20 protein-coding genes are annotated in these 19,275 nt (G+C 70.1%); 12 read left to right on the top strand and 8 right to left on the bottom strand.

Annotation, left to right across the window (positions count from 1 at the left end):
• Positions 1 to 439: 439 nt before the first annotated feature.
• Positions 440 to 1,624, bottom strand: coding sequence for an alpha/beta hydrolase (locus tag AB0I69_RS47255; RefSeq protein WP_363102034.1), 1,185 nt, complete (start codon positions 1,622 to 1,624; stop codon positions 440 to 442).
• 196 nt (positions 1,625 to 1,820) lie between these two features.
• Between AB0I69_RS47255 and AB0I69_RS47250 the strand changes: the two genes are divergently transcribed.
• The 4 genes from AB0I69_RS47250 (at position 1,821) to AB0I69_RS47235 (ending at position 3,705) form a co-directional block, all read left to right on the top strand.
• Entirely contained in the window at positions 1,821 to 2,039 is a 219-nt protein-coding gene (locus AB0I69_RS47250) for a hypothetical protein (protein WP_363102033.1), read from the top strand.
• A 211-nt stretch (positions 2,040 to 2,250) separates the two neighbouring features.
• Positions 2,251 to 2,895, top strand: a complete 645-nt coding sequence (locus AB0I69_RS47245) for a TetR/AcrR family transcriptional regulator (protein ID WP_363102032.1) — start codon at positions 2,251 to 2,253, stop codon at positions 2,893 to 2,895.
• 144 nt (positions 2,896 to 3,039) lie between these two features.
• Complete coding sequence (locus AB0I69_RS47240; RefSeq protein WP_352180739.1) at positions 3,040 to 3,267, top strand: DUF3107 domain-containing protein; 228 nt, start codon at positions 3,040 to 3,042, stop codon at positions 3,265 to 3,267.
• A 168-nt stretch (positions 3,268 to 3,435) separates the two neighbouring features.
• Positions 3,436 to 3,705: a hypothetical protein gene (locus tag AB0I69_RS47235; RefSeq protein WP_363102043.1), complete on the top strand. Its 270-nt coding sequence runs from the start codon at positions 3,436 to 3,438 to the stop codon at positions 3,703 to 3,705.
• A 6-nt stretch (positions 3,706 to 3,711) separates the two neighbouring features.
• Here AB0I69_RS47235 and AB0I69_RS47230 read toward each other — a convergent pair whose 3' ends face one another.
• Positions 3,712 to 4,449: a ferritin-like fold-containing protein gene (locus AB0I69_RS47230; RefSeq protein WP_363102031.1), complete on the bottom strand. Its 738-nt coding sequence runs from the start codon at positions 4,447 to 4,449 to the stop codon at positions 3,712 to 3,714.
• 479 nt (positions 4,450 to 4,928) lie between these two features.
• Between AB0I69_RS47230 and AB0I69_RS47225 the strand changes: the two genes are divergently transcribed.
• Together AB0I69_RS47225 and AB0I69_RS47220 are read left to right on the top strand one after the other, a co-directional pair.
• Positions 4,929 to 7,472 (top strand): DEAD/DEAH box helicase, encoded by a 2,544-nt coding sequence (locus AB0I69_RS47225; protein WP_363102030.1) that lies wholly within the window; start codon positions 4,929 to 4,931, stop codon positions 7,470 to 7,472.
• Positions 7,473 to 7,624: 152 nt separating this feature from the next.
• On the top strand, positions 7,625 to 8,503 hold the full coding sequence (locus AB0I69_RS47220; protein ID WP_363102029.1) for an alpha/beta hydrolase: 879 nt from the start codon (positions 7,625 to 7,627) through the stop codon (positions 8,501 to 8,503).
• A 6-nt stretch (positions 8,504 to 8,509) separates the two neighbouring features.
• Here AB0I69_RS47220 and AB0I69_RS47215 read toward each other — a convergent pair whose 3' ends face one another.
• Positions 8,510 to 9,403, bottom strand: a complete 894-nt coding sequence (locus AB0I69_RS47215) for an NYN domain-containing protein (protein ID WP_363102028.1) — start codon at positions 9,401 to 9,403, stop codon at positions 8,510 to 8,512.
• 196 nt (positions 9,404 to 9,599) lie between these two features.
• Here AB0I69_RS47215 and AB0I69_RS47210 point away from each other — a divergent pair, with 196 nt between their 5' ends.
• Entirely contained in the window at positions 9,600 to 9,752 is a 153-nt protein-coding gene (locus AB0I69_RS47210; protein ID WP_019058373.1) for a hypothetical protein, read from the top strand.
• A 117-nt stretch (positions 9,753 to 9,869) separates the two neighbouring features.
• On the opposite strand, the gene AB0I69_RS47205 is transcribed toward AB0I69_RS47210, so the two are convergent.
• From AB0I69_RS47205 to AB0I69_RS47195, 3 genes are all read right to left on the bottom strand, one after another.
• Entirely contained in the window at positions 9,870 to 10,475 is a 606-nt protein-coding gene (locus tag AB0I69_RS47205; RefSeq protein WP_363102027.1) for a MarC family protein, read from the bottom strand.
• A 63-nt stretch (positions 10,476 to 10,538) separates the two neighbouring features.
• A complete protein-coding gene (locus tag AB0I69_RS47200; RefSeq protein ID WP_363102026.1) occupies positions 10,539 to 11,396 on the bottom strand; it encodes a PHP domain-containing protein in 858 nt (285 codons plus the stop codon).
• A gap of 173 nt (positions 11,397 to 11,569) precedes the next feature.
• Positions 11,570 to 12,211 (bottom strand): DUF6758 family protein, encoded by a 642-nt coding sequence (locus AB0I69_RS47195; RefSeq protein WP_363102025.1) that lies wholly within the window; start codon positions 12,209 to 12,211, stop codon positions 11,570 to 11,572.
• Between the two features lie 148 nt (positions 12,212 to 12,359).
• On the opposite strand from AB0I69_RS47195, the gene AB0I69_RS47190 reads away from it, so the two are divergent.
• Positions 12,360 to 13,610 carry an MFS transporter gene (locus AB0I69_RS47190; protein ID WP_363102024.1) on the top strand — a complete coding sequence of 417 codons (1,251 nt, stop codon included), beginning with the start codon at positions 12,360 to 12,362 and terminating at the stop codon, positions 13,608 to 13,610.
• 42 nt (positions 13,611 to 13,652) lie between these two features.
• Here the strand turns inward: AB0I69_RS47190 and AB0I69_RS47185 are convergent, their stop codons facing one another.
• Positions 13,653 to 14,249 carry a suppressor of fused domain protein gene (locus AB0I69_RS47185; RefSeq protein WP_363102023.1) on the bottom strand — a complete coding sequence of 199 codons (597 nt, stop codon included), beginning with the start codon at positions 14,247 to 14,249 and terminating at the stop codon, positions 13,653 to 13,655.
• Positions 14,250 to 14,760: 511 nt separating this feature from the next.
• On the opposite strand from AB0I69_RS47185, the gene AB0I69_RS47180 reads away from it, so the two are divergent.
• Positions 14,761 to 15,879, top strand: coding sequence for a magnesium and cobalt transport protein CorA (locus tag AB0I69_RS47180; protein ID WP_363102022.1), 1,119 nt, complete (start codon positions 14,761 to 14,763; stop codon positions 15,877 to 15,879).
• 23 nt (positions 15,880 to 15,902) lie between these two features.
• Positions 15,903 to 16,415 (top strand): hypothetical protein, encoded by a 513-nt coding sequence (locus AB0I69_RS47175; RefSeq protein ID WP_363102021.1) that lies wholly within the window; start codon positions 15,903 to 15,905, stop codon positions 16,413 to 16,415.
• A gap of 6 nt (positions 16,416 to 16,421) precedes the next feature.
• On the opposite strand, the gene AB0I69_RS47170 is transcribed toward AB0I69_RS47175, so the two are convergent.
• Positions 16,422 to 17,141 carry a hypothetical protein gene (locus tag AB0I69_RS47170; RefSeq protein WP_363102020.1) on the bottom strand — a complete coding sequence of 240 codons (720 nt, stop codon included), beginning with the start codon at positions 17,139 to 17,141 and terminating at the stop codon, positions 16,422 to 16,424.
• Between the two features lie 208 nt (positions 17,142 to 17,349).
• Here AB0I69_RS47170 and AB0I69_RS47165 point away from each other — a divergent pair, with 208 nt between their 5' ends.
• Entirely contained in the window at positions 17,350 to 18,669 is a 1,320-nt protein-coding gene (locus tag AB0I69_RS47165) for a CBS domain-containing protein (RefSeq protein ID WP_363102019.1), read from the top strand.
• Positions 18,659 to 19,252: a DUF1003 domain-containing protein gene (locus AB0I69_RS47160; protein ID WP_363102018.1), complete on the top strand. Its 594-nt coding sequence runs from the start codon at positions 18,659 to 18,661 to the stop codon at positions 19,250 to 19,252. Before AB0I69_RS47165 ends, AB0I69_RS47160 begins: the two co-directional genes overlap by 11 nt.
• The last annotated feature ends 23 nt before the right edge of the window (positions 19,253 to 19,275 follow it).

Below are 19,275 nucleotides of genomic sequence, written 5' to 3'. Positions count from 1 at the left end.
TCCCGTCCGGCAGCCGCGGCCCCCCTTGAACGGACGCCGCCCCCTGAGGACGCGGTACGCCCCGCCCAGGCGAGCCATCCCCGACCCGCGGTATTCCGTGAACCGGGGTTCCATCCGGCAACCGCGACGCCCCGTACCCCGAATTCCCGCCCGCCGAAGCCTGCGGCCGGCCGGGCATCACCCCAGGCCCGGACCGCTGTCCAACCCCTCCACCGGCACCGGAACCGGCTGCACCCGCACCCGGCCCCGAACGACTCCCCGGCACCGCACGCTGCCCCGGCCGGTCACCTTCCCGGGCCGCACCCTGCCGACCCACCCCAGGCTGAGCCCCCTGGCTCCCCTGAGCGTCCCGAGCATCCTTGCCGGTGCCTATGCCTACATCCGAGGAGTCACCCTTGACGGTGGACCTACGGCGACTATGGCGTCCCACGTCGCCCCCTCAGCTCCCCGCGTTCGTATCGTCGGCCTTGCCATCGCTTCCGGTGCCGGAACCAGCTCCGGCGCCCGCGGCAGCGCCGCCACCGTCGCCCACCGTACTCACCGAACCGCCGTCACGGACCCCCCGCGCGGCGCCCCGGCCGGCTCGGCCGAAGCCGTCCGCCTCGACCGCACGACGACCGCTCACCGCATCCGCACCGGTAGCGGCACGTGCCGGAGCCGATTTCCCCAACTCCCCCGCATCCGCGAGAAGTTCACGAAACGCGGTGGCCACCGTCTCCGGGTCCTCCATCATCGCGACATGTCCCGCGTCCGGCAGGGACAGCAGTCGGGAGTCGCGGAAGGCGCGGGCCGCTCGCTGGGCCATGCGGTAGCCGACCAGTTGGTCGCGGCGGCCGTAGATGAGCAGGGTCGGTGCGAGGACGCGCTCGGCCTGGCGCCAGAGGCCGTGTTGGCCGCCCAGGGTGTACGCGTTCACGACGCCTCGTGAGGAGCGGGCCATCACGTCCCAGAAGTACGGCAGTTGGAGGCGCCGTTCCAGTTCCTCGACCGCGTGGTGGAACTCCTCCGGGGTCACCCGGCCGGGATCGCCGTAGCAGAGGCCCATGACGCCGCGGACGCGCTGCTCGGCCGTCCAGTCCCTGCTGACGCGGGTGAACAGTGAGGCCACTCCCGGTACGCCCAGCAGTGCCGTCGGCACCGCCGTGCGCTGGACGCGGATCTCCGGGAGGGCCGGGGACACCAGCGTGAGCGTGCGGACGAGGTCCGGGCGCACCGCGGCCACGCGGGTCGTGATCGCGCCGCCAAGCGAGTTGCCGATGAGGTGCACCGGGCCGCGTCCGGCCGCGTCGAGGTAACGGATGACCGCGCGCGCGTGCCCCGTGACGGAGTAGTCGCCGTCGTCCGGTGGCGGGGAGTCGCCGAAGCCCGGCAGGTCCAGGGCCTCGCTGTCGACCAGGCCGTCGAGCTCGGCCATGAGCAGCGACCAGTTCTGCGAGGAACCGCCGAGCCCGTGGACGTACAGCGCGGGCGGCAGTCCTTCGTGCACCGGCGGCCTCGACCGCACCGTGAGGGTGATCCCCGGCAGCCCGACCGACCTGAGCCGCTCGCCGTCGCCGACCCTGACGGGCGCCGCTTTCGGAAGTACGGCGGCGACCGACACGGAGGGCAGCTCTGTCGAAGACATGCGGCAATGTTACGAGACGATCACGCAGTGGCTCGTGTGTTCGCCGTCACAGACGGCGAACGCATGCCACGCACATCGCATGGCGTGCGGATCGGGTGTCTCCTAGGCTCGTAGACAGGGCACCCGTATGTGGCCCCCTGCTTCGTCGCATACGCACAGGGACGTACACAGGGACGTACTAGGAAGGGAGCCCGCAATGGCCGTCGACCCCACCGACCCCGAGACCTTCGAGGACGAGAACGACGCCGCCGAGCTCGATGTCGAAGCCCCCGAGGGCGACGCCGCCGAGCAGTTGGCCGAGGTGACACCCGATCGCGACGTCCCACTGACCGGCGTGCACCCGGACTCCGCGAACGAGGCCGACGTCATCGAACAGGCCCGGGTCGTCTCCATCGACGAGGACGACTATCGCTGACAACCCCGCTGTCACCGCTGTCCTCACCGAGCCGGAAAGGGGCGCCGAAGCACGCGCTCCTGCCCGCTCCATACCCCTTCGAAACACTTTGCGCGGCTTTCGTCACCGTCCGGTCCGTGAAATTCTGCGCTCGCACCGCGCACACCACGGTTACCGAAAAGTACGATGGCGGCGCGGCGCTCACCGCATGAGGACGACATTGGGAGGCGGCGTGACAGCCATCGAGCAGACAGAGGCGGCGCGCCCGCGGGGCACCCGCCTGCCGCGCCGTGCCCGACGGAACCAGCTCCTGGGCGCCGCCCAGGAGGTCTTCGTCGCGCAGGGGTACCACGCGGCCGCGATGGACGACATCGCCGAGCGCGCCGGCGTCAGCAAGCCGGTCCTCTACCAGCACTTCCCGGGCAAGCTCGACCTGTACCTCGCCCTCCTCGACCAGCACTGCGAGTCGCTGATCCAGGCGGTGCAGACCGCGCTCGCGTCGACGTCCGACAACAAGCAGCGCGTCCGGGCGACGATGGACGCGTACTTCGCCTACGTCGAGGACGACGGCGGCGCCTTCCGGCTGGTCTTCGAGTCGGACCTGACGAACGAGCCGGCCGTGCGCGAGCGCGTCGACAAGGTGACGCACGAGTGCGCCGTTGCGATCTGCGACGTCATCGCCGAGGACACCGGCCTGTCACGGGCCGAGTCGATGCTGCTGGCCTCGGGTCTGGGCGGCCTCGCCCAGGTCGTCGCCCGCTCCTGGCTGCACAGCGACCGCAGTGTCCCGCGCGACCAGGCGGTCCAGTTGCTGGCCTCGCTGGCGTGGCGCGGCATCGCCGGTTTCCCGCTGCACGGAAACGAACAGCACCACTGACGGCCGCCGACCGCCGTTTGTTCCCGGGAGCTGTTCGCTCCTGGCGTTCCCGCGCTGACCATGTACGTCCCCTCACCGGGCTAATGTGTGCTGCGTACGGCGCGGAAGATCGCGCACTTTGCTGACCGTCGGAGGGACATAGCCGTGGAGGTCAAGATCGGCGTGCTGCACACGCCTCGCGAGATCGTTCTGGAGACCGGTCAGAGCGCCGAGGAGGTCGAGCAGGCCGTGGCCGAGGCGCTGACCGGGAAGTCGCCGCTGCTGAGCCTGGTGGACGAGCACGGCCGCAAGGTCCTCGTCCCTGCCGACCGGCTCGCCTACGTCGAGCTCGGCGAGGCGGCCCCGCGCAAGGTGGGCTTCGGCGCGCTGTAGTCACGCACGGACGAGGGGGCCCGGTGACCGAGAAGGTCACCGGGCCCCCTCGCGTTTCCACCACAGATGGAGCACAAGTCACCCACAGGTGAGGATTGCATTCCGCAGGTCACGGGTATGACCGGCTACGACCGCACAACGACGCCGGCCGTGGGAGGGACCCCCGTGATGATCCTGGAAGCGCTCGGCTCCGCTGTGCTGGGTCTGCTGCTCGCATGGGCGGCCACCCACCGGCTCGCGGACCGTCTGCCGGCCCGCGCCCTGGTCTTCTCCACGGGTGTCGCCGGAGCCCTTTTCGGTGACTTCGTCACCCACAGCGCGCTGGGCCCCGGCAGCGGCCTGCCGAGCCTGCTCGGCGCGGCGGTCGTCTCGGCCGCCTCGCTCTCGCTGCTCCTTCGACCCGCGAGGCGACTCCGGGGACGGTCCGCCCCCGCATAACCCTGGTTAGGCGGCGAGCCCCAGGGCCGCCATCCGCTTGGTGTGCGCCTCGGTGATCCGGGAGAACATCCGGCCGACCTCGGCGAGGTCGAAGCCGTCCGCCACGCCACCCACCAGCATCGTCGACAGGGCGTCCCGGTCGGCGACCACCCGCTGGGACTGCGACAGCGCCTCACCCATCAACCGCCGTGCCCACAGGGCGAGTCGGCCCCCCACGCGCGGGTCCGCGTCGATCGCCGCACGCACCTTTTCCACGGCGAAACTGGCGTGCCCGGTGTCGTCGAGAACCCCGAGCACGAGCGAGCGGGAGTCCCCGTCGAGGCGGGCGGCGACCTCGCGGTAGAAGTCGCTGGCGATCGAGTCGCCGACGTACGCCTTGACGAGCCCTTCCAGCCAGTCCGAGGGCGCCGTCTGCTTGTGGAAGCCGTCGAGCGCGGCGACGAACGGCTGCATCGCCTCCGTCGGCTCGGCCCCGATCTCCGTCAGCCGGTCCCTGAGCTGCTCGAAGTGGTGGAACTCGGCCGACGCCATCTTCGCCAGCTCCGCCTTGTCGGCGAGCGTCGGCGCCAGCTTGGCGTCCTCCGCGAGCCGCTCGAACGCCGCCAGCTCGCCGTACGCGAGCGCGCCGAGCAGGTCCACCACCGCGTTGCGGTACTGCGGGTCGGCGGCGGCCGTCGCCCACTCCTGGGCGGCGACTCCGGTGGGTTCGGCGGGCGCGTCGGAGGCGTTGTCAGCGGTCGTCATGAAGCGCACAATAGCCCGCTCACAGCACGGCGGAAGTCCCTGGTCAATGAGTGTGACGACGACTACGTGACCAAATCGGCCAACGCATGTGCGTGATTCCGGGGTATGGTGGTAATGCGCCCGCCGAGTATTCGCCGGGCCGCACGAATGAGGATGCCCGGTCGGTGGCCCGATCGGCTCCGACCCGACAGCCCTCCTCGCCCGTACGGCATTTTTCGTACGGAGTTCGGAGGGGGACCCTCAGCGGTTCGAGCGCTAGAGCGTCGGCAGTGGTCCCGTGCAGTACGGCTTGCCCTCGCGGGTTGTCCGTAAGGCAGCCGACGTCCCGGCACGGTCCTGACACGACCCCCGCGCTCGCCTCGCACCGCGCACACAGAAGAGGCAGCACCCTGACTACTTTCCGAGAGCTCGGAATCCTTCCCGAGACCGCTGAGGCCCTTGAGGCCGTCGGTATCGTCTCCCCCTTCCCGATCCAGGAGATGACGCTCCCCGTAGCCCTTTCCGGCACGGACGTCATCGGCCAGGCCAAGACCGGCACCGGCAAGACGCTGGGCTTCGGCCTCCCGCTCCTGGAGCGCGTCACCGTACCCGCCGACGTCGAAGCAGGTCGGGCCAAGCCCGAGCAGCTGACCGACGCCCCGCAGGCACTCGTCGTGGTCCCCACGCGCGAGCTGTGCACGCAGGTCACCAACGACCTGCTGACCGCCGGCAAGGTGCGCAACGTACGCGTCCTCGCCATCTACGGCGGCCGGGCCTACGAGCCGCAGGTCGAGGCGCTCCGCAAGGGCGTCGACGTCGTCGTCGGCACCCCGGGCCGACTGCTGGACCTCGCGGGCCAGAAGAAGCTCGACCTCAAGCACATCAGGTCGCTCGTGCTGGACGAGGCCGACGAGATGCTCGACCTGGGCTTCCTGCCCGACGTCGAGAAGATCATCAACTTCCTGCCGGCCCGCCGTCAGACGATGCTGTTCTCGGCGACCATGCCGGGCGCGGTCATCGGTCTCGCGCGCCGCTACATGTCGCAGCCCACGCACATCCGCGCCACCTCGCCGGACGACGAGGGCGCGACGGTCGCGAACACCGCGCAGTTCGTCTACCGCGCGCACAACATGGACAAGCCCGAGCTCGTCGCCCGCATCCTGCAGGCCGAGGGCCGGGGCCTGGTCATGGTCTTCTGCCGTACGAAGCGCACCGCGGCCGACCTCGCCGACCAGCTCCAGCAGCGCGGTTTCGCCTCCGGCGCGGTCCACGGCGACCTCGGCCAGGGCGCCCGCGAGCAGGCGCTGCGCGCGTTCCGCAACGGCAAGGTCGACGTGCTCGTCTGCACGGACGTCGCCGCCCGCGGTATCGACGTCGAGGGCGTCACGCACGTCATCAACTACCAGTCCCCCGAGGACGAGAAGACCTACCTGCACCGCATCGGCCGTACCGGTCGCGCGGGCGCCAAGGGCATCGCGGTCACTCTCGTCGACTGGGACGACATCCCGCGCTGGCAGCTCATCAACAAGGCGCTGGACCTCGGCTTCCCGAACCCGCCGGAGACGTACTCCACGTCCCCGCACTTCTTCGAGGAACTGAACATCCCCGCAGGCACCAAGGGTGTCCTGCCCCGCTCGGAGCGCACCCGCGCCGGGCTGGCCGCGGAAGAGGTCGAGGACCTCGGCGAGACCGGCGGTCGCGGCGGCCCGCGTGGCCGGGGCGGCCGTGGTGGCCGCGACGACCGTGGTGGCCGTGACGGTGGCAGGGGCGGTCGCGACAGCGGCCGTGACAACAGCCGCGACGAGTCCCGTTCCGCCGACACCGAGCGCGCGGCGCGCACCCCGCGCCGCCGCCGTCGTACGCGCAACGGCGCCCCGATGGAAGGGACTTCGGCGGCCACGGCCGTGACGTCGTCCACTCCGGAGGAGACCGCGGTGGCCGCCTCCGAGGACACCGCGACCCGCACCCCGCGCCGCCGTCGCCGCACTCGCGGAACGGCGGGAGAGCAGCTGCCGGCTACGGCAGTCGCCGCCACGCCCGTCACGCCCGTGTCCGAGGTCGCGGAAAGCGCCGTAGCGACAGCTGAGGGGCCGGCCCTGGACTCCCCGGCGACGTCGCGCCGCCGCCGTACGCGGAAGTCGGCGGAGCCGGCCGTCGCCGAGGCCCCTGTGGTCGTGACCCCGGTGGCCGAGGCTCCGGTTGAGGAGACCAAGCCGCGCCGCCGGACCCGTAAGGCCGTACAGGTCGCGGAGCCGGTCGAGGTTGCCACCGACACCGCCGCCGTGGCCGCGGTCGACACGGCTGAGGCCGTCGAGGCCAAGCCGCGTCGGACCCGGGCGCGGAAGACCGCGGCTCCGGCCGAAGCGGTCGAGGTCGTCAACACGGTCGAGGCCGTCGAGGAGACCAAGCCGCGTCGCCGTACCGCGACCCGCAAGGCAGTCGCCGAGATCCCCGCGCAGGTGGTCGAGGAGCAGGGCAGCGCCGCCGAGGTCACGCCCCGTCGCCGTACCCGCAAGGTCGCGGAGCCGGTGGTGGAGATCGCGGAGACGCCGGTCGTGGCGGAGACCAAGCCGCGGCGGACCCGGAAGGCGGCGGTTGCCGCTGTCGACACCGCCGAGGCCGTCGAGACGAAGCCGCGCCGTACGCGCAAGACGGCCGCCGCCGTTGTCACGGAGGCACCGGCGGAGGTCGTCGCCGAGGCCAAGCCGCGTCGCACTCGTAAGGCTGCGGTTGCCGCTGAGGCCGCCGTGGACACGGTCGAGGCCGTCGAGAGCAAGCCGCGCCGCACCCGTAAGACGGCCGCTGCCGTCGCCACGGAGGCACCGGCGGAGGTCGTCGCCGAGGCCAAGCCGCGTCGTACCCGTAAGGCAGCGGTTGCCGCTGTCGACACGGCCGAGACGGTCGAGGCCAAGCCGCGCCGTACCCGCAAGACGGCCGCCGCCGAGATCCCGGCCCAGGTGGCCGAGGAGTCGGAGGCGAAGCCGAGGGTGCGTCGTCCGCGCAAGACCGCGGCGACCGCCGCGGCGGAGGCCACCGAGGGCTGATCCGCCCCCGAAGGCCAGCACGACACCGGACGGCCCGGCCCACGTGAAGTGGGCCGGGCCGTCGGCGTTCCCTCTGCCGCCCACCACCGCGTTAACCCGGGTTACACCCTCCCGTTCCCGGCCCGCTCAGCCTCGCCGGATAACCTCACCCCATGAGTAGGCCACCCTCCTTCACCCCGCCCCCCGGCGCTCGCGCGTACCCGCTGCGGACCGCTCGCGGTGAGTTCGCCGTCGTGGACTCGCCCGTGGCCGACGGTGTCGAGCCGAAGGGGGTCGCTCTGCTGCTGCCGGGATTCACCGGGAGCAAGGAGGACTTCAACCCGCTGCACGTGCCGCTCGGCGCGCGCGGGTACCGGACCGTCGCCGTGGACGGGCGGGGACAGTACGAGACGGACGGCCCCGCGCACGACGAATCCGCCTACGCCCAGGACGAGTTGGCGCGGGACGTGCTCGCCCTGGCCGAGGCCGTCGGCGCGCCGGTGCAACTGCTCGGGCACTCCCTCGGCGGACAGATCGCGCGGGCCGCCGTGCTCCTCGACGACGCGCCGTTCGTGTCGCTGACGCTCATGGCGTCGGGGCCGGCGCAGATCTCCGCCGCCCAGCAGCAGCGCGTGAAGCTGTTGCGGGACGCGCTCGCCGTGATGTCGTCGGCCGAGGTGTGGGAGGCGATCCAGGCGATGGAGGCGCCCGAGGAGACCGAGACCGGCGGCGCGCTGGACGAGGGGCTCGACGACCGGGACGACCTGCGGCGCCGTTGGCTGCGCACCCAGCCGGCCCAACTCATCGCCACAGGACGCCAGTTGTGCGACGAACCGGACCGGGTCGCCGAGCTGGCCGCCGTCCCGCTCCCCTTCCACGTCCTGTCGGGCTCACGCGACGACACCTGGCCGGTACCGCTCCTCGACGACATGGCCGTACGGCTGAAGGCGCGGCGGACGGTCGTCGCGCGGGCCGAGCACTCGCCGAACACGGACCAGCCGCTCGCGACGGCCCAGGCACTCGCCGACTTCTGGGACACCACAAGCCGATAGAAAGACTCAGTACTGCGTCTGCAGGTGCTCCCAGAACCCGTCCCGCAGTGCCCGCCGCAGATCGGCCTGCCCGCGCAGCGAGTACTGCAGCAGCCCCTCCGCCTCCACCAGCAGGTCCTGGTCGACCGAACCCGGCAGATACGGATGCCCGGGCAGCAGCTCCACCAGCGCTTCCCGCCCCCGCGCCGCGAGCCACTTCGCCGCGATCTGCGCGCCCACGAACCGGACGTCCTCCCGCGTGGGCCGGGTGGCGGCCGCCTCGTACACGGCGGACGCGCGCCGGGAGACGTACGGCTTGAAGAAGTCGAGGTCGAAGGTGCGCTGGCTGTCGACCTCCCAGAGGAGGGGCTCCGCCTGGTTACGGCCGTCCGGGGCCTCGATGCCCCACAAGTGGACGCGGGCGCCGTACCCTTGGGCCGCCTCGACCGCCGAGACCAGGTCCTCGTCGCCGCCGATGAGGGCCGCGTCGCTGATGGCGCGGTGCCGGGCGAGGGACTCCAGGTCGGAGCGGATGAGTGAATCGACGCCCTTCTGCTGGTTGTTGGCGTTGAGGTTGCCCAACCGCACCTTCACGTCCGGGAGTTCGGCGATGGCCTGCTGCTCGGCGGTGTGGATGCGGCGCCGGGCGCCGTCGTACCAGTACACGCGCAGCAGCCGGCTGTCCGCGAAGATCGTGCGGGCCTTGTCGATGAGCGCCTCGATGAGGCCCTCGGCGTCGAGGTCGAAGGTGCGTCGGTCCTCGGTCCCGGAGACGAGCCGGCCCGCGGCTGCATACAAGTACCCGGCGTCGACGAAGATCGCATGTGTCGAGGGCGTCTTCGCCACTTCGGCGAGCATGCGCTGCAGCAGCTCGTTCGTGCGGTCGATGCGGGCGCTGAGGGCCGCGAGGTCGTCGTTCATCGCCTCCATTGTCCCGGCGGTCACGCTGCGAACACAACCGGTCCCGGTCAGTCCCGCACCGATCTCTTACCGGTCAGTAATTAGGCGTGCGAAAAATTTCCTTAGCGTAGGGAATGTTTGTAACACGCATCCCGTTGACTACATACGTAACCAAGTAGTTCTCCTCAGGAGGATGACCAGACGAAGGGAGAAGCCCATGCGCTTCGAAATCATGCGTCTCGACGAGGTCGACGGCACCACCGTGGACAGCACCGTCGTGGACGCCGCCTCCGTCAATCGGATCGTGCAACAGGCCGCCGCCATAGGACAGCGACTGTGGATCCGCCCCGCCGAGACCAAGGCCTCGTAACACCTACGACGCCGCGTAACACCTACGACATTCACGCGGATCTCCACCACACTTCAGAACCCCCGTACGGCACCGACGCCGTACGGGGGTTCTGCGTGTACGGGGCGACCGCGGCGATCAGCTCGCCCGGATCACCTGGGTGATCCCGTTGATGATCTGCTGCACGGCGATGGCGGACAGCATCATCCCGGCGAGCCGCGTCACCAGCACCACACCGCCGTCCTTGATGACCCGGATGATCAGCAGCGAGTACCGCATCACCACCCACAGCACGACATGGATCGCGAGGATCGCCGCCCACACCGACACCTGGGTGGCCACGCTGTCGGCCTTCTGCACGGCGAGGATGACGGACACGATCGCACCGGGCCCGGCGAGCAGCGGCATGCCCAGCGGTACGAGGGCGACGTTGACGTCCTTGGTCTGCTTGGGCTCGTCGGTCTTGCCGGTGAGCAGGTCGAGCGCGATCAGCAGGAGCAGCAGCCCGCCCGCGATCATCAGCGCGGGCACGGAGACGTGCAGGTAGTCGAGGATCTGATGCCCGAGCAGCCCGAAGACGGTGATCACACCGCCGGCCACGCAGACGGCCTGGAACGCCATCCGCTTCTGCACCTTGGACGGCCGTCCGGCGGTCAGGGCGAGGAAGATGGGGGTGATCCCAGGGGGATCCATGATGACAAAAAGGGTCAGGAAGAGAGAGCCGAAAACAGCGACGTCGAACATGGGTGAGCCACGAGCCTTGCAGAGAGGTGAGCGGAGAGAAGACGTACGAGATCGGTGCGGGCGTCAGGCTCCGCCGGCCCCTGGCACCGGGAACGCCCCGGTAGCGCGCCGCGTGATCTCGCCGTACACCTCGGGATCGGTCGTGTACTCCCCGAGCTGCACGCTCTTGCGGCTCCCGTGGTAGTCGCTGGACCCGGTCGTCAGCAGCCCGAGCTCCTTGGCGAGCCCCCGCAACCGCACCCGCGTCTCGGCGTCGTGATCCATGTGGTCGACCTCGATGCCGTCGAGCCCGGCGGCGGCCATCTCGGCGATGGCGGCCTCGGGCACGGTGTGACCGCGCTTGCTGGCCCCGGGATGCGCGAAGACGGTGACCCCGCCCGCGGCCTTGACCAGTCGGATCGCCTCGAACGGATCGGTCTCGTGCTTGGCCACATGCGCCCGGCCGCCGTCGGCGAGCCAGTCCTCGGTGAAGGCGTCGTTCACGGTCGGTACGACACCCAGCTCGACCAGCGCGGTGGCGACATGAGGCCGCCCGACCGACCCCTCACCGGCAATCCGGGCAACCTGCTCCCAGGTCACCGGCACACCCAGCTCCTGCAGCCGCCCCACCATGGCCCGAGCCCGGGGCACCCGATCGTCCCGCACCAGCTCCCGCTCGGCGAACAGAGCAGGCTCCTCCGGATCGAAGAGATAGGCCAGCATGTGCATGGACACCCCGTCGATCCGACAGGACATCTCGGCCCCGGTGACGAGAGTGAGCCCCGAGGGCAACGCGTCGATCGCCTCGGCGTACCCACGACTGGTGTCGTGATCGGTCAGCGCGACAACGTCCAGCCCGGCGGCACCGGCATTCCGCACCAGCTCAGCAGGCGTGTCCGTACCGTCGGAGGCCGTGGAGTGGGTGTGCAGATCGATACGCACGCGCAGACTCCAGACGGTGACGATACGAAGGGGACCACTCAAGGGTAACGGCAACCCCGAGGGCCTCCAGGACACCGCTTAGGGCATCCCACCTAAGGGGCGCGGGGAACTGCGCGACAAGCCCCCACACACCCGCACCCGCCCCACAACAGAACCCGGCACCCCCCTAGGCGCTACGGCTCCAGCAAGCGCGGCGACAACGCCCCACACGGCACCAGATCAACCTCGGCCCCCGCATCCCGCAAATCCGTCAACACCAGCTCGTCATACATCAACAACCCCGACTGCTCAGGCCAGACAACAGCCCACAGCCACAGCCCCAACGCCTCCCCCGCAAACACCGCCCGATCATCCGGCGCCGTAGCAACATGCCACAACGGCGTAGGCCGCCCCGCAGCCAGCAACTTCGCCTGAGGAGGCTTCTCGACGTTCATATAGGGCCCAGGATCCGGCCCGTCGATCCCCGCATACCGCGCCCCGAGCCCAACCCCTAGCTCCTCGGCGACAAGGATCAACTCCCCGATCCCCCCGAGCGGCCCCGGCCCGGAACAGGCCACGGCCGTAGCCCGCCCCCCACTACGGTCATCCCCCGCGCAGACCACGCCGGTGAACAGCCATCCGACCGGCAACGGCCACGGCATCCACACCGGCACCTTCGTCCGATGCACGACAACGCTGAGGGCCTCGACGCTGGGCGGGATCACGGGCTGCAGCGGATGCACCGTCCCGTGGACATCGCACTGCCAGGAATCGGCGAAGAGTCCGGGAGCCCTGACCCGGCCACCACACTTCGGGCAACTGGGTTCGCCCCTCATAGGGCCCCACGGTCCTACCCTCACTCCCCCGCGTCAAGGACGATCACCCGTCCGGCCCGGACCACTCACGGAGCGAATCTAGATGTAGCTTGCATTAATTACCTTGCCTAACTTACTATGTGCATATACCAACTACTCGGGAGGAAGCATGGACGACCCCTTCAGTGCGGGAGCCGACGCGGGAGCCGACACCGGCACCGGCAGCCTTCTGCGGCAGCCGAAGGCCGTATGGGCCACCGCCGGCGCCTCGGTCGTCGCCTTCATGGGCATCGGACTCGTCGACCCGATCCTGCCGTCGATCGCCAAGGGCCTCGACGCCACGGCGAGTCAGGTCTCCCTGCTCTTCACCTCGTACTTCCTGATCACCGCCGTCGCGATGCTGGTGACCGGCTTCGTCTCCAGCCGGATCGGCGGCAAGAAGACCCTGCTGCTCGGCCTCGCCCTCGTCGTGGTCTTCGCCGGTCTCGCCGGCACCTCGGGCTCGGTCGGCGAACTCGTCGGCTTCCGGGCGGGCTGGGGTCTCGGCAACGCGCTCTTCGTGTCCACGGCCCTCGCGGTCATCGTCGGCGCGGCGGCCGGCGGCAGCGCCGCGGCGATCCTGCTCTACGAGTCCGCCCTCGGCCTCGGCATGGCCTGCGGCCCGCTGCTCGGCGCGCTACTGGGCAACCAGAGCTGGCGCTACCCCTTCTTCGGCACCGCGTTCCTGATGGCGATCGGCTTCCTGTGCATCACGGTGTTCCTGAAGGAACAGCCGAAGCCCGCACAGAAGACGTCACTGCTCGACCCGCTCAAGGCGCTCGGCCACGGCGGTCTGGCCTCGGCCGCGATCTCGTCGTTCTTCTACAACTACACGTTCTTCACCGTGCTGGCCTTCACCCCGTTCGTGCTGAACATGACCCCGTACAAGTCCGGCGCCGTGTTCTTCGCCTGGGGTGTCCTGCTCGCCGTCTTCTCGGTCTTCGTCGCCCCGCGCCTGCAGGCCCGGTTCGGCTCTCTGAAGGTGCTCGGCGGTTCGCTGGTGCTCCTCGCCGTCGACGTCCTGGTCCTCGGCTACGGCAGCCACACCACCGCCGTCGTCTGCACGATCCTGTCCGGCGCCTTCATCGGCGTGAACAACACCGTCTACACCGAGCTGGCCCTGGGTGTGTCGGACGCGCCGCGCCCGGTGGCGAGCGCGGGCTACAACTTCGTCCGCTGGTTCGCCGCCGCTGCCGCGCCGTTCTTCGCGCCGAAGATCGAGGGCTGGACCAACATCCATATCCCGTTCGTGGTCGCGGCGGTCACCGCGGCGCTGGGCGCGCTGGTGGTCCTCGTACGACGGAACGCGCTCACGCACGAGGCCGAGGAGCTGGAGCCGAGGCACGCGGTGGAGGACAGTGTCGGGGTGTTCGCCAACTAGCCGATTACCGGCCGACGTTGGTGAGCTTGCTCACTCTGACTGTCAGTCGAGCGGGACGGATCTACGGGACGGATCCCGGAGGTCCGTCCCGTTCGTCAGCCAGCGCTCCTGGAGGGCCTGCGCGCCGTGGACGCGTTTCCAGGCGGCCTCGTTCGGGGTCATGGGGAGCAGCGGCAGGAAGCGGACCGGGTCGAGGGGCGCGTCGAGTTCCAGGTCCTCGACCAGGCCGCCCGGCTCGGCGACCAGCACCGAGGTGAACGGAGCGCCGGGCCACAGGGGTTCGCCCACGTCGAGGGAGGCGCCGGGGGCCACGACCACGCCCTCGACCTGCGGGGACGCGGCGAGCACGGCGAGGGGCCGGAGCACCTTGTCGGTGTCGGCGAGGCCGCCGCGGACGGACAGGACCAGCTCTGCGCGCGGGCCCGCGACCGGGTCGGCGAGCATCGCCGTGGGGTCGCTCATGGGCTGCGCGGACATGCCGAGGGTGGCGTAGCGGACGACGGGCCCGTCCTGGTTGTCGCCCGGGAAACGCAGTACCTCGACGCGGTCCGTCCCCAGGAAAGTGACCGCGGCGCGGGCGTCCGGATCGCCCAGCGCGGTACGCAACCGTGCCTCGACCAGAGCAAGAACATCAACCATGCGGCGAGCATAGAACTCGTCAGTACCGGGCAAAGCAGCGCCTTGACACTTCGGCCGGCTGCTAGTCTGGGCCGGTCGTTCGGGCAGCACGCAGAAGCGTCGCGATCAAGTCCCGACGCCGTTGAGACTCCCCTACGGGGGACCGGCCGGAGGAGGTGGGGCTGCAATGGACCGAAGTCGGCCTGGCAGTACCACCCGCTCTTCCGGCCGCTGATGTCGTCGCTCTGGCTCTAGCCCCTCCAGTCGGCTGCCGCCGCTCGCACTTCTTCACTGTCGCGGAAGAGCACTTCGTTTCTTTTTCCTGATCTGCCTGATCTGTTCGGTGTATCCGATCCGACCGATCTGTCTGTTCCGAAGTCAGTGCCTGTATCAGTAGCGAAGTTCGCCACCGCGACGGTGCGGTGCTCCCCGCTTTGTGGACGTGCCAAACATCCGCACTCAGGACGTCCCCATTCCGGGCAGTTCCAACCGTCGTTGGCGCCTTTCGTTGCTCGTCGCGAAGGAGCCCGCCATGTCGATGATCCGCGACCTGCGTGCCGTGGTCCGCCCGTCCCGTCCCTCCCTGCGCAAGGACGGCGGCGCGTACGACACGACCCGCGACCCCGGCACCCCCTCGGCCGTCGTCGACTGCGCCGTCTACCGCGACGGTGCCCGTATCGACATCGGCAAGCCGCTCACCCCGCACGAGGCGATGCGCCTGGTGCGCCGTGACGGCGGCTTCGTGTGGATCGGCCTGCACGAGCCGACCGAGGCCGAATTCGCCGTCATCGCCCGGGAGTTCGGACTCCACCCGCTCGCCGTCGAGGACGCCGTACAAGCCCACCAGCGGCCCAAGCTGGAGCGCTACGACGACTCCCTGTTCACCGTCTTCAAGACCATCCACTACGTCGAGCACGACCAACTCACGGCCAACAGCGAGGTAGTTGAGACCGGCGAGGTCATGTGCTTCACCGGGCGGGACTTCTTCATCACCGTCCGGCACGGCGGCCAGGGCTCGCTGCGGGCGCTGCGGCACCGGTTGCAGGACGACCCCGAGCTGCTCGCCCGCGGTCCCTCGGCGGTGCTGCACTCGATCGCCGACCACGTCGTCGACGGCTATGTCGCGGTCGCGGACGCGGTGCAGGACGACATCGACGAGGTCGAGACCGAGGTGTTCACGCCGGGCCGCAAGGGCGGGGTCTCGCGCGGTGTCGACTCGGCGCGGATCTACCAACTCAAGCGCGAGGTACTGGAGTTCAAGCGCGCGGTGTCGCCACTGCTGCGTCCCATGCAGCTGCTGAGCGAGCGGCCGATGCGACTGATCGACCCGGACATCCAGAAGTACTTCCGGGACGTCGCCGACCACCTCGCCCGCGTCCACGAGCAGGTCATCGGCTTCGACGAGCTGCTCAACTCGATCCTCCAGGCCAACCTCGCGCAGGCGTCCGTCGCGCAGAACGAGGACATGCGGAAGATCACCGCGTGGGCCGCGATCATCGCCGTACCGACGATGGTCACGGGCGTCTACGGCATGAACTTCGACAACATGCCGGAGCTCCACTGGAAGTACGGCTATCCGCTGGTGCTGACCTTCACCGTGACCGTCTGTCTGGCGATCCACCGCACGCTGAAGCGCAACGGCTGGCTGTGAGCGGCCTGGATAGGCTGAGCGCCATGACAAGCGAGCTGCTCGACCAGGCCCTCGTCGAGGAGGCCACGAAGAAGTCCGGCCTCGTCTGGGTCAACGGTCCCGGAGTCCCGGCCCGTGCCCTGTGGCACGTCTGGCACGAGGGCGCGGCCTGCCTGATCGGCGACGGACCGGGCGAGCAGCCGCTGCCGGGACTGACCGACGGCGGCGGTGCCGAGGTCACGGTCCGCAGCAAGGACAAGGGCGGCCGGCTGGTCTCGTGGACCGCGAAGGTCGTCGAACTGGCACCGGACTCCGAGGCCTGGACGGCGACCGTCGCCGAGCTGAAGGGCAAGCGCCTCAACGCCCCCGACGGCGAGGCGATGACGGCCCGCTGGGCGCGCGAGTGCCGGGTGCTGCGCCTTGAACCGACGGGAGCGACGGCCGACCTGCCGGAGGGTTCGCTGGCGGAGCCCCCGCTGCCGTCCACGGCGACGACCCGGCATCCGGTCCCGGCCGGCCTGCCGCGCCTGCTCCTGAAGAAACGCAAACGCCGGTAACTGCCGCTAGGAAGACGGCAGTTGCTTGCCGTAGTCGACAGTGTCGTCGTCCTTCGGCTCCTTCACTGTGAAGCTCTTGCCCCAGTCCGAGAAGGTCAGGGTGCCCGCGCCGCCCGCGCGGACCAGGCGGAGGGGGTACGGCTTGCCCTCCAGGGAGACGTCGAGGGTGCCGCCGGAGCCGTCGTCGCCGGTGATGCGGATCGTACGGACGCCGTTCTGGTCGTGGTGTCCGTCCGTCGCGAGTGAGCCGTGCAGGGTCAGCAGACTGGAGAGGAGGACGTCCTTGTCCGTGAAACCACTGAACTTCTTGTACGAGGGGTCGCCCTGCGGCACCTTCACGTACTTGCCGTGCAGCGAGTCGCCGACGCCCGAGTCCCCGTTGCTGTTCCAGAAGTCCGCGTCGGCCTTCAGGTACAGCTCCTCGCCGATCCGCAGCAGCCCGAAGGTCGACCCCTTCGAGGTGACCGACCCGCTGCCGCCGTCGGACTTCAGCCGCATGTCGAGCGTGTACGTCCGCCCGCTGGTGACGACGGTCCCGGACAACCGTACGGCGTCGGCGGCGCCCGCGGCCGTCACCGACGTCGACTGGATCTTGTCGGCGGCCAGCTTGCCGACCCCGTTGGTCCCCGCGTCCGGGTCCCCGCCGCCGCATCCCGTCAGGGTCAGGACACAGACCGCGCCGAGCAGCGCCGCACGAGGGTTTCGGACCTGGGGGAGCGCAGTCACAGGTGGGTTGCCTTCCGTGCGGGGGCGATGGCGTACGGCAGCGTACCGGGGCCGCGAGGCGTCGGCGGAGCCAGTCCGTCCGGACCGTCCACCAGCGCGGATCACATAGGGACGGGCTAGCCTGAAGCCCGTCCGAGCAGGCATTTCGGAAGATCCGGAAAGCACAGAATCCATCGGCGGATCAGAAGAGAAAGAAGGAGGTGCGGCCATGGCAGCCGGCGCTCCCCGAGTCTTCGTGTCGCACCTCTCCGGTGTCGCCGTCTTCGACCCGAACGGCGACCAGGTGGGCCGCGTCCGCGACCTCGTCGTCATGCTCCGCGTGGGCCGGCGGCCCCCTCGGCTGCTCGGCCTCGTCGTCGAACTCTCCACCCGGCGCCGCATCTTCCTCCCGATGACCCGCGTCACCGGCATCGAGTCCGGCCAGGTCATCACGACCGGCGTACTGAACGTCCGCCGCTTCGAGCAACGGCCCACCGAGCGGCTGGTGTTCGGCGAACTCCTGGACCGGCGCGTCACCCTCGTCGAGACCGACGAGGAGGTCACCGTCCTCGACCTGTCCGTGCAGCATCTGCCGGCCCGCCGGGACTGGGAGATCGACCGCATCTTCGTACGGAAGGGCAGGACCGGCGGAGCCTTCAGGAGGGCCAAGGGCGAGACGCTGACCGTGGAGTGGTCCGCCGTCACCGGTTTCTCCCTGGAGGAGCAGGGACAGGGCGCGGAGAGCCTCCTGGCCACCTTCGAGCAGCTGCGCCCCGCCGACCTCGCCAACGTCCTGCACCATCTCTCCCCCAAGCGACGGGCCGAGGTCGCCGCCGCCCTCGACGACGATCGCCTCGCCGACGTCCTCGAAGAGCTGCCGGAGGACGACCAGATCGAGATCCTCGGCAAGCTGAAGGAGGAGCGCGCGGCGGACGTCCTGGAGGCCATGGACCCGGACGACGCGGCCGACCTCCTCTCCGAACTCCCCGAGGACGACAAGGAGCGCCTGCTGAACCTGATGCAGCCCTCCGAGGCAGCCGACGTACGCCGCCTGATGTCGTACGAGGAGCACACCGCGGGCGGCCTGATGACGACCGAGCCGATCGTCCTACGGCCGGACGCGACCGTCGCCGACGCACTCGCCCGGGTCCGCAGCGCCGACCTCTCCCCCGCGCTCGCCGCCCAGGTCTACGTCTGCCGCCCGCCCGACGACACCCCGACCGGCAAGTACCTCGGCACGGTCCACTTCCAACGGCTGCTGCGCGACCCGCCGTACACCCTGGTCAGCGCGATCATCGACGACGACCTGCAACCGCTCGACCCGGACGCGACGCTTCAGCTCATCGCCGGGTTCTTCGCGACGTACGACATGGTCGCGGCGCCCGTGGTCGACGAGACCGGGTCGCTGCTGGGTGCGGTGACCGTGGACGACGTGCTGGACCACATGCTGCCGGAGGACTGGCGGGAGACCGAGTTCCATCTCGACGAGGGCGACGGCGAGAACGAGGCATCGGCAGAGGCGGAGGAGGTGGCGGCTCATGACTCCTGAGCGCGAGACCACGCGCGAGCGGACACCGGCGGGCGCGACCGCCACCACCCGGACCCGGGCCCGGCTCGACCAGCCGCGCCCGCCCCGGCGCCGGTTCCTGCCCGAGTACGACCCGGAGGCCTTCGGGCGGCTGTCGGAGCGGATCGCGCGGTTCCTGGGGACCGGGCGGTTCATCGTCTGGATGACGGTCGTCATCATCGCGTGGGTGCTGTGGAACATCTTCGCGCCGCGGGACGTGCGGTTCGACAACTACCCGTTCATCTTCCTGACGTTGATGCTGTCGCTCCAGGCCTCCTACGCGGCCCCGCTGATCCTGCTCGCGCAGAACCGGCAGGACGACCGCGACAAGGTCAACCTCGAACAGGACCGCAAGCAGAACGAGCGGTCGATCGCCGACACCGAGTACCTCACCCGCGAGATCGCCGCCCTGCGCATCGGCCTCGGCGAGGTGGCGACCCGGGACTGGATCCGCTCCGAGCTGCAGGACCTGGTGAAAGAGCTCGACGAACGGGAGAACGGCCACCACAAGCACGTCGTATTCCCGGCGGAACGGTCGCACGGACGTGACGTAGACGACCGGTGACCGGCTTGGCCGGGGCCCCGCGC

Origin of the sequence: Streptomyces sp. NPDC050508, from assembly GCF_040655155.1 — a bacterium.
Taxonomy (GTDB): domain Bacteria; phylum Actinomycetota; class Actinomycetes; order Streptomycetales; family Streptomycetaceae; genus Streptomyces.
The sequence above is the reverse complement of the archived record's forward strand: the minus strand, read 5'-3'. Positions and strand labels throughout refer to the sequence as shown.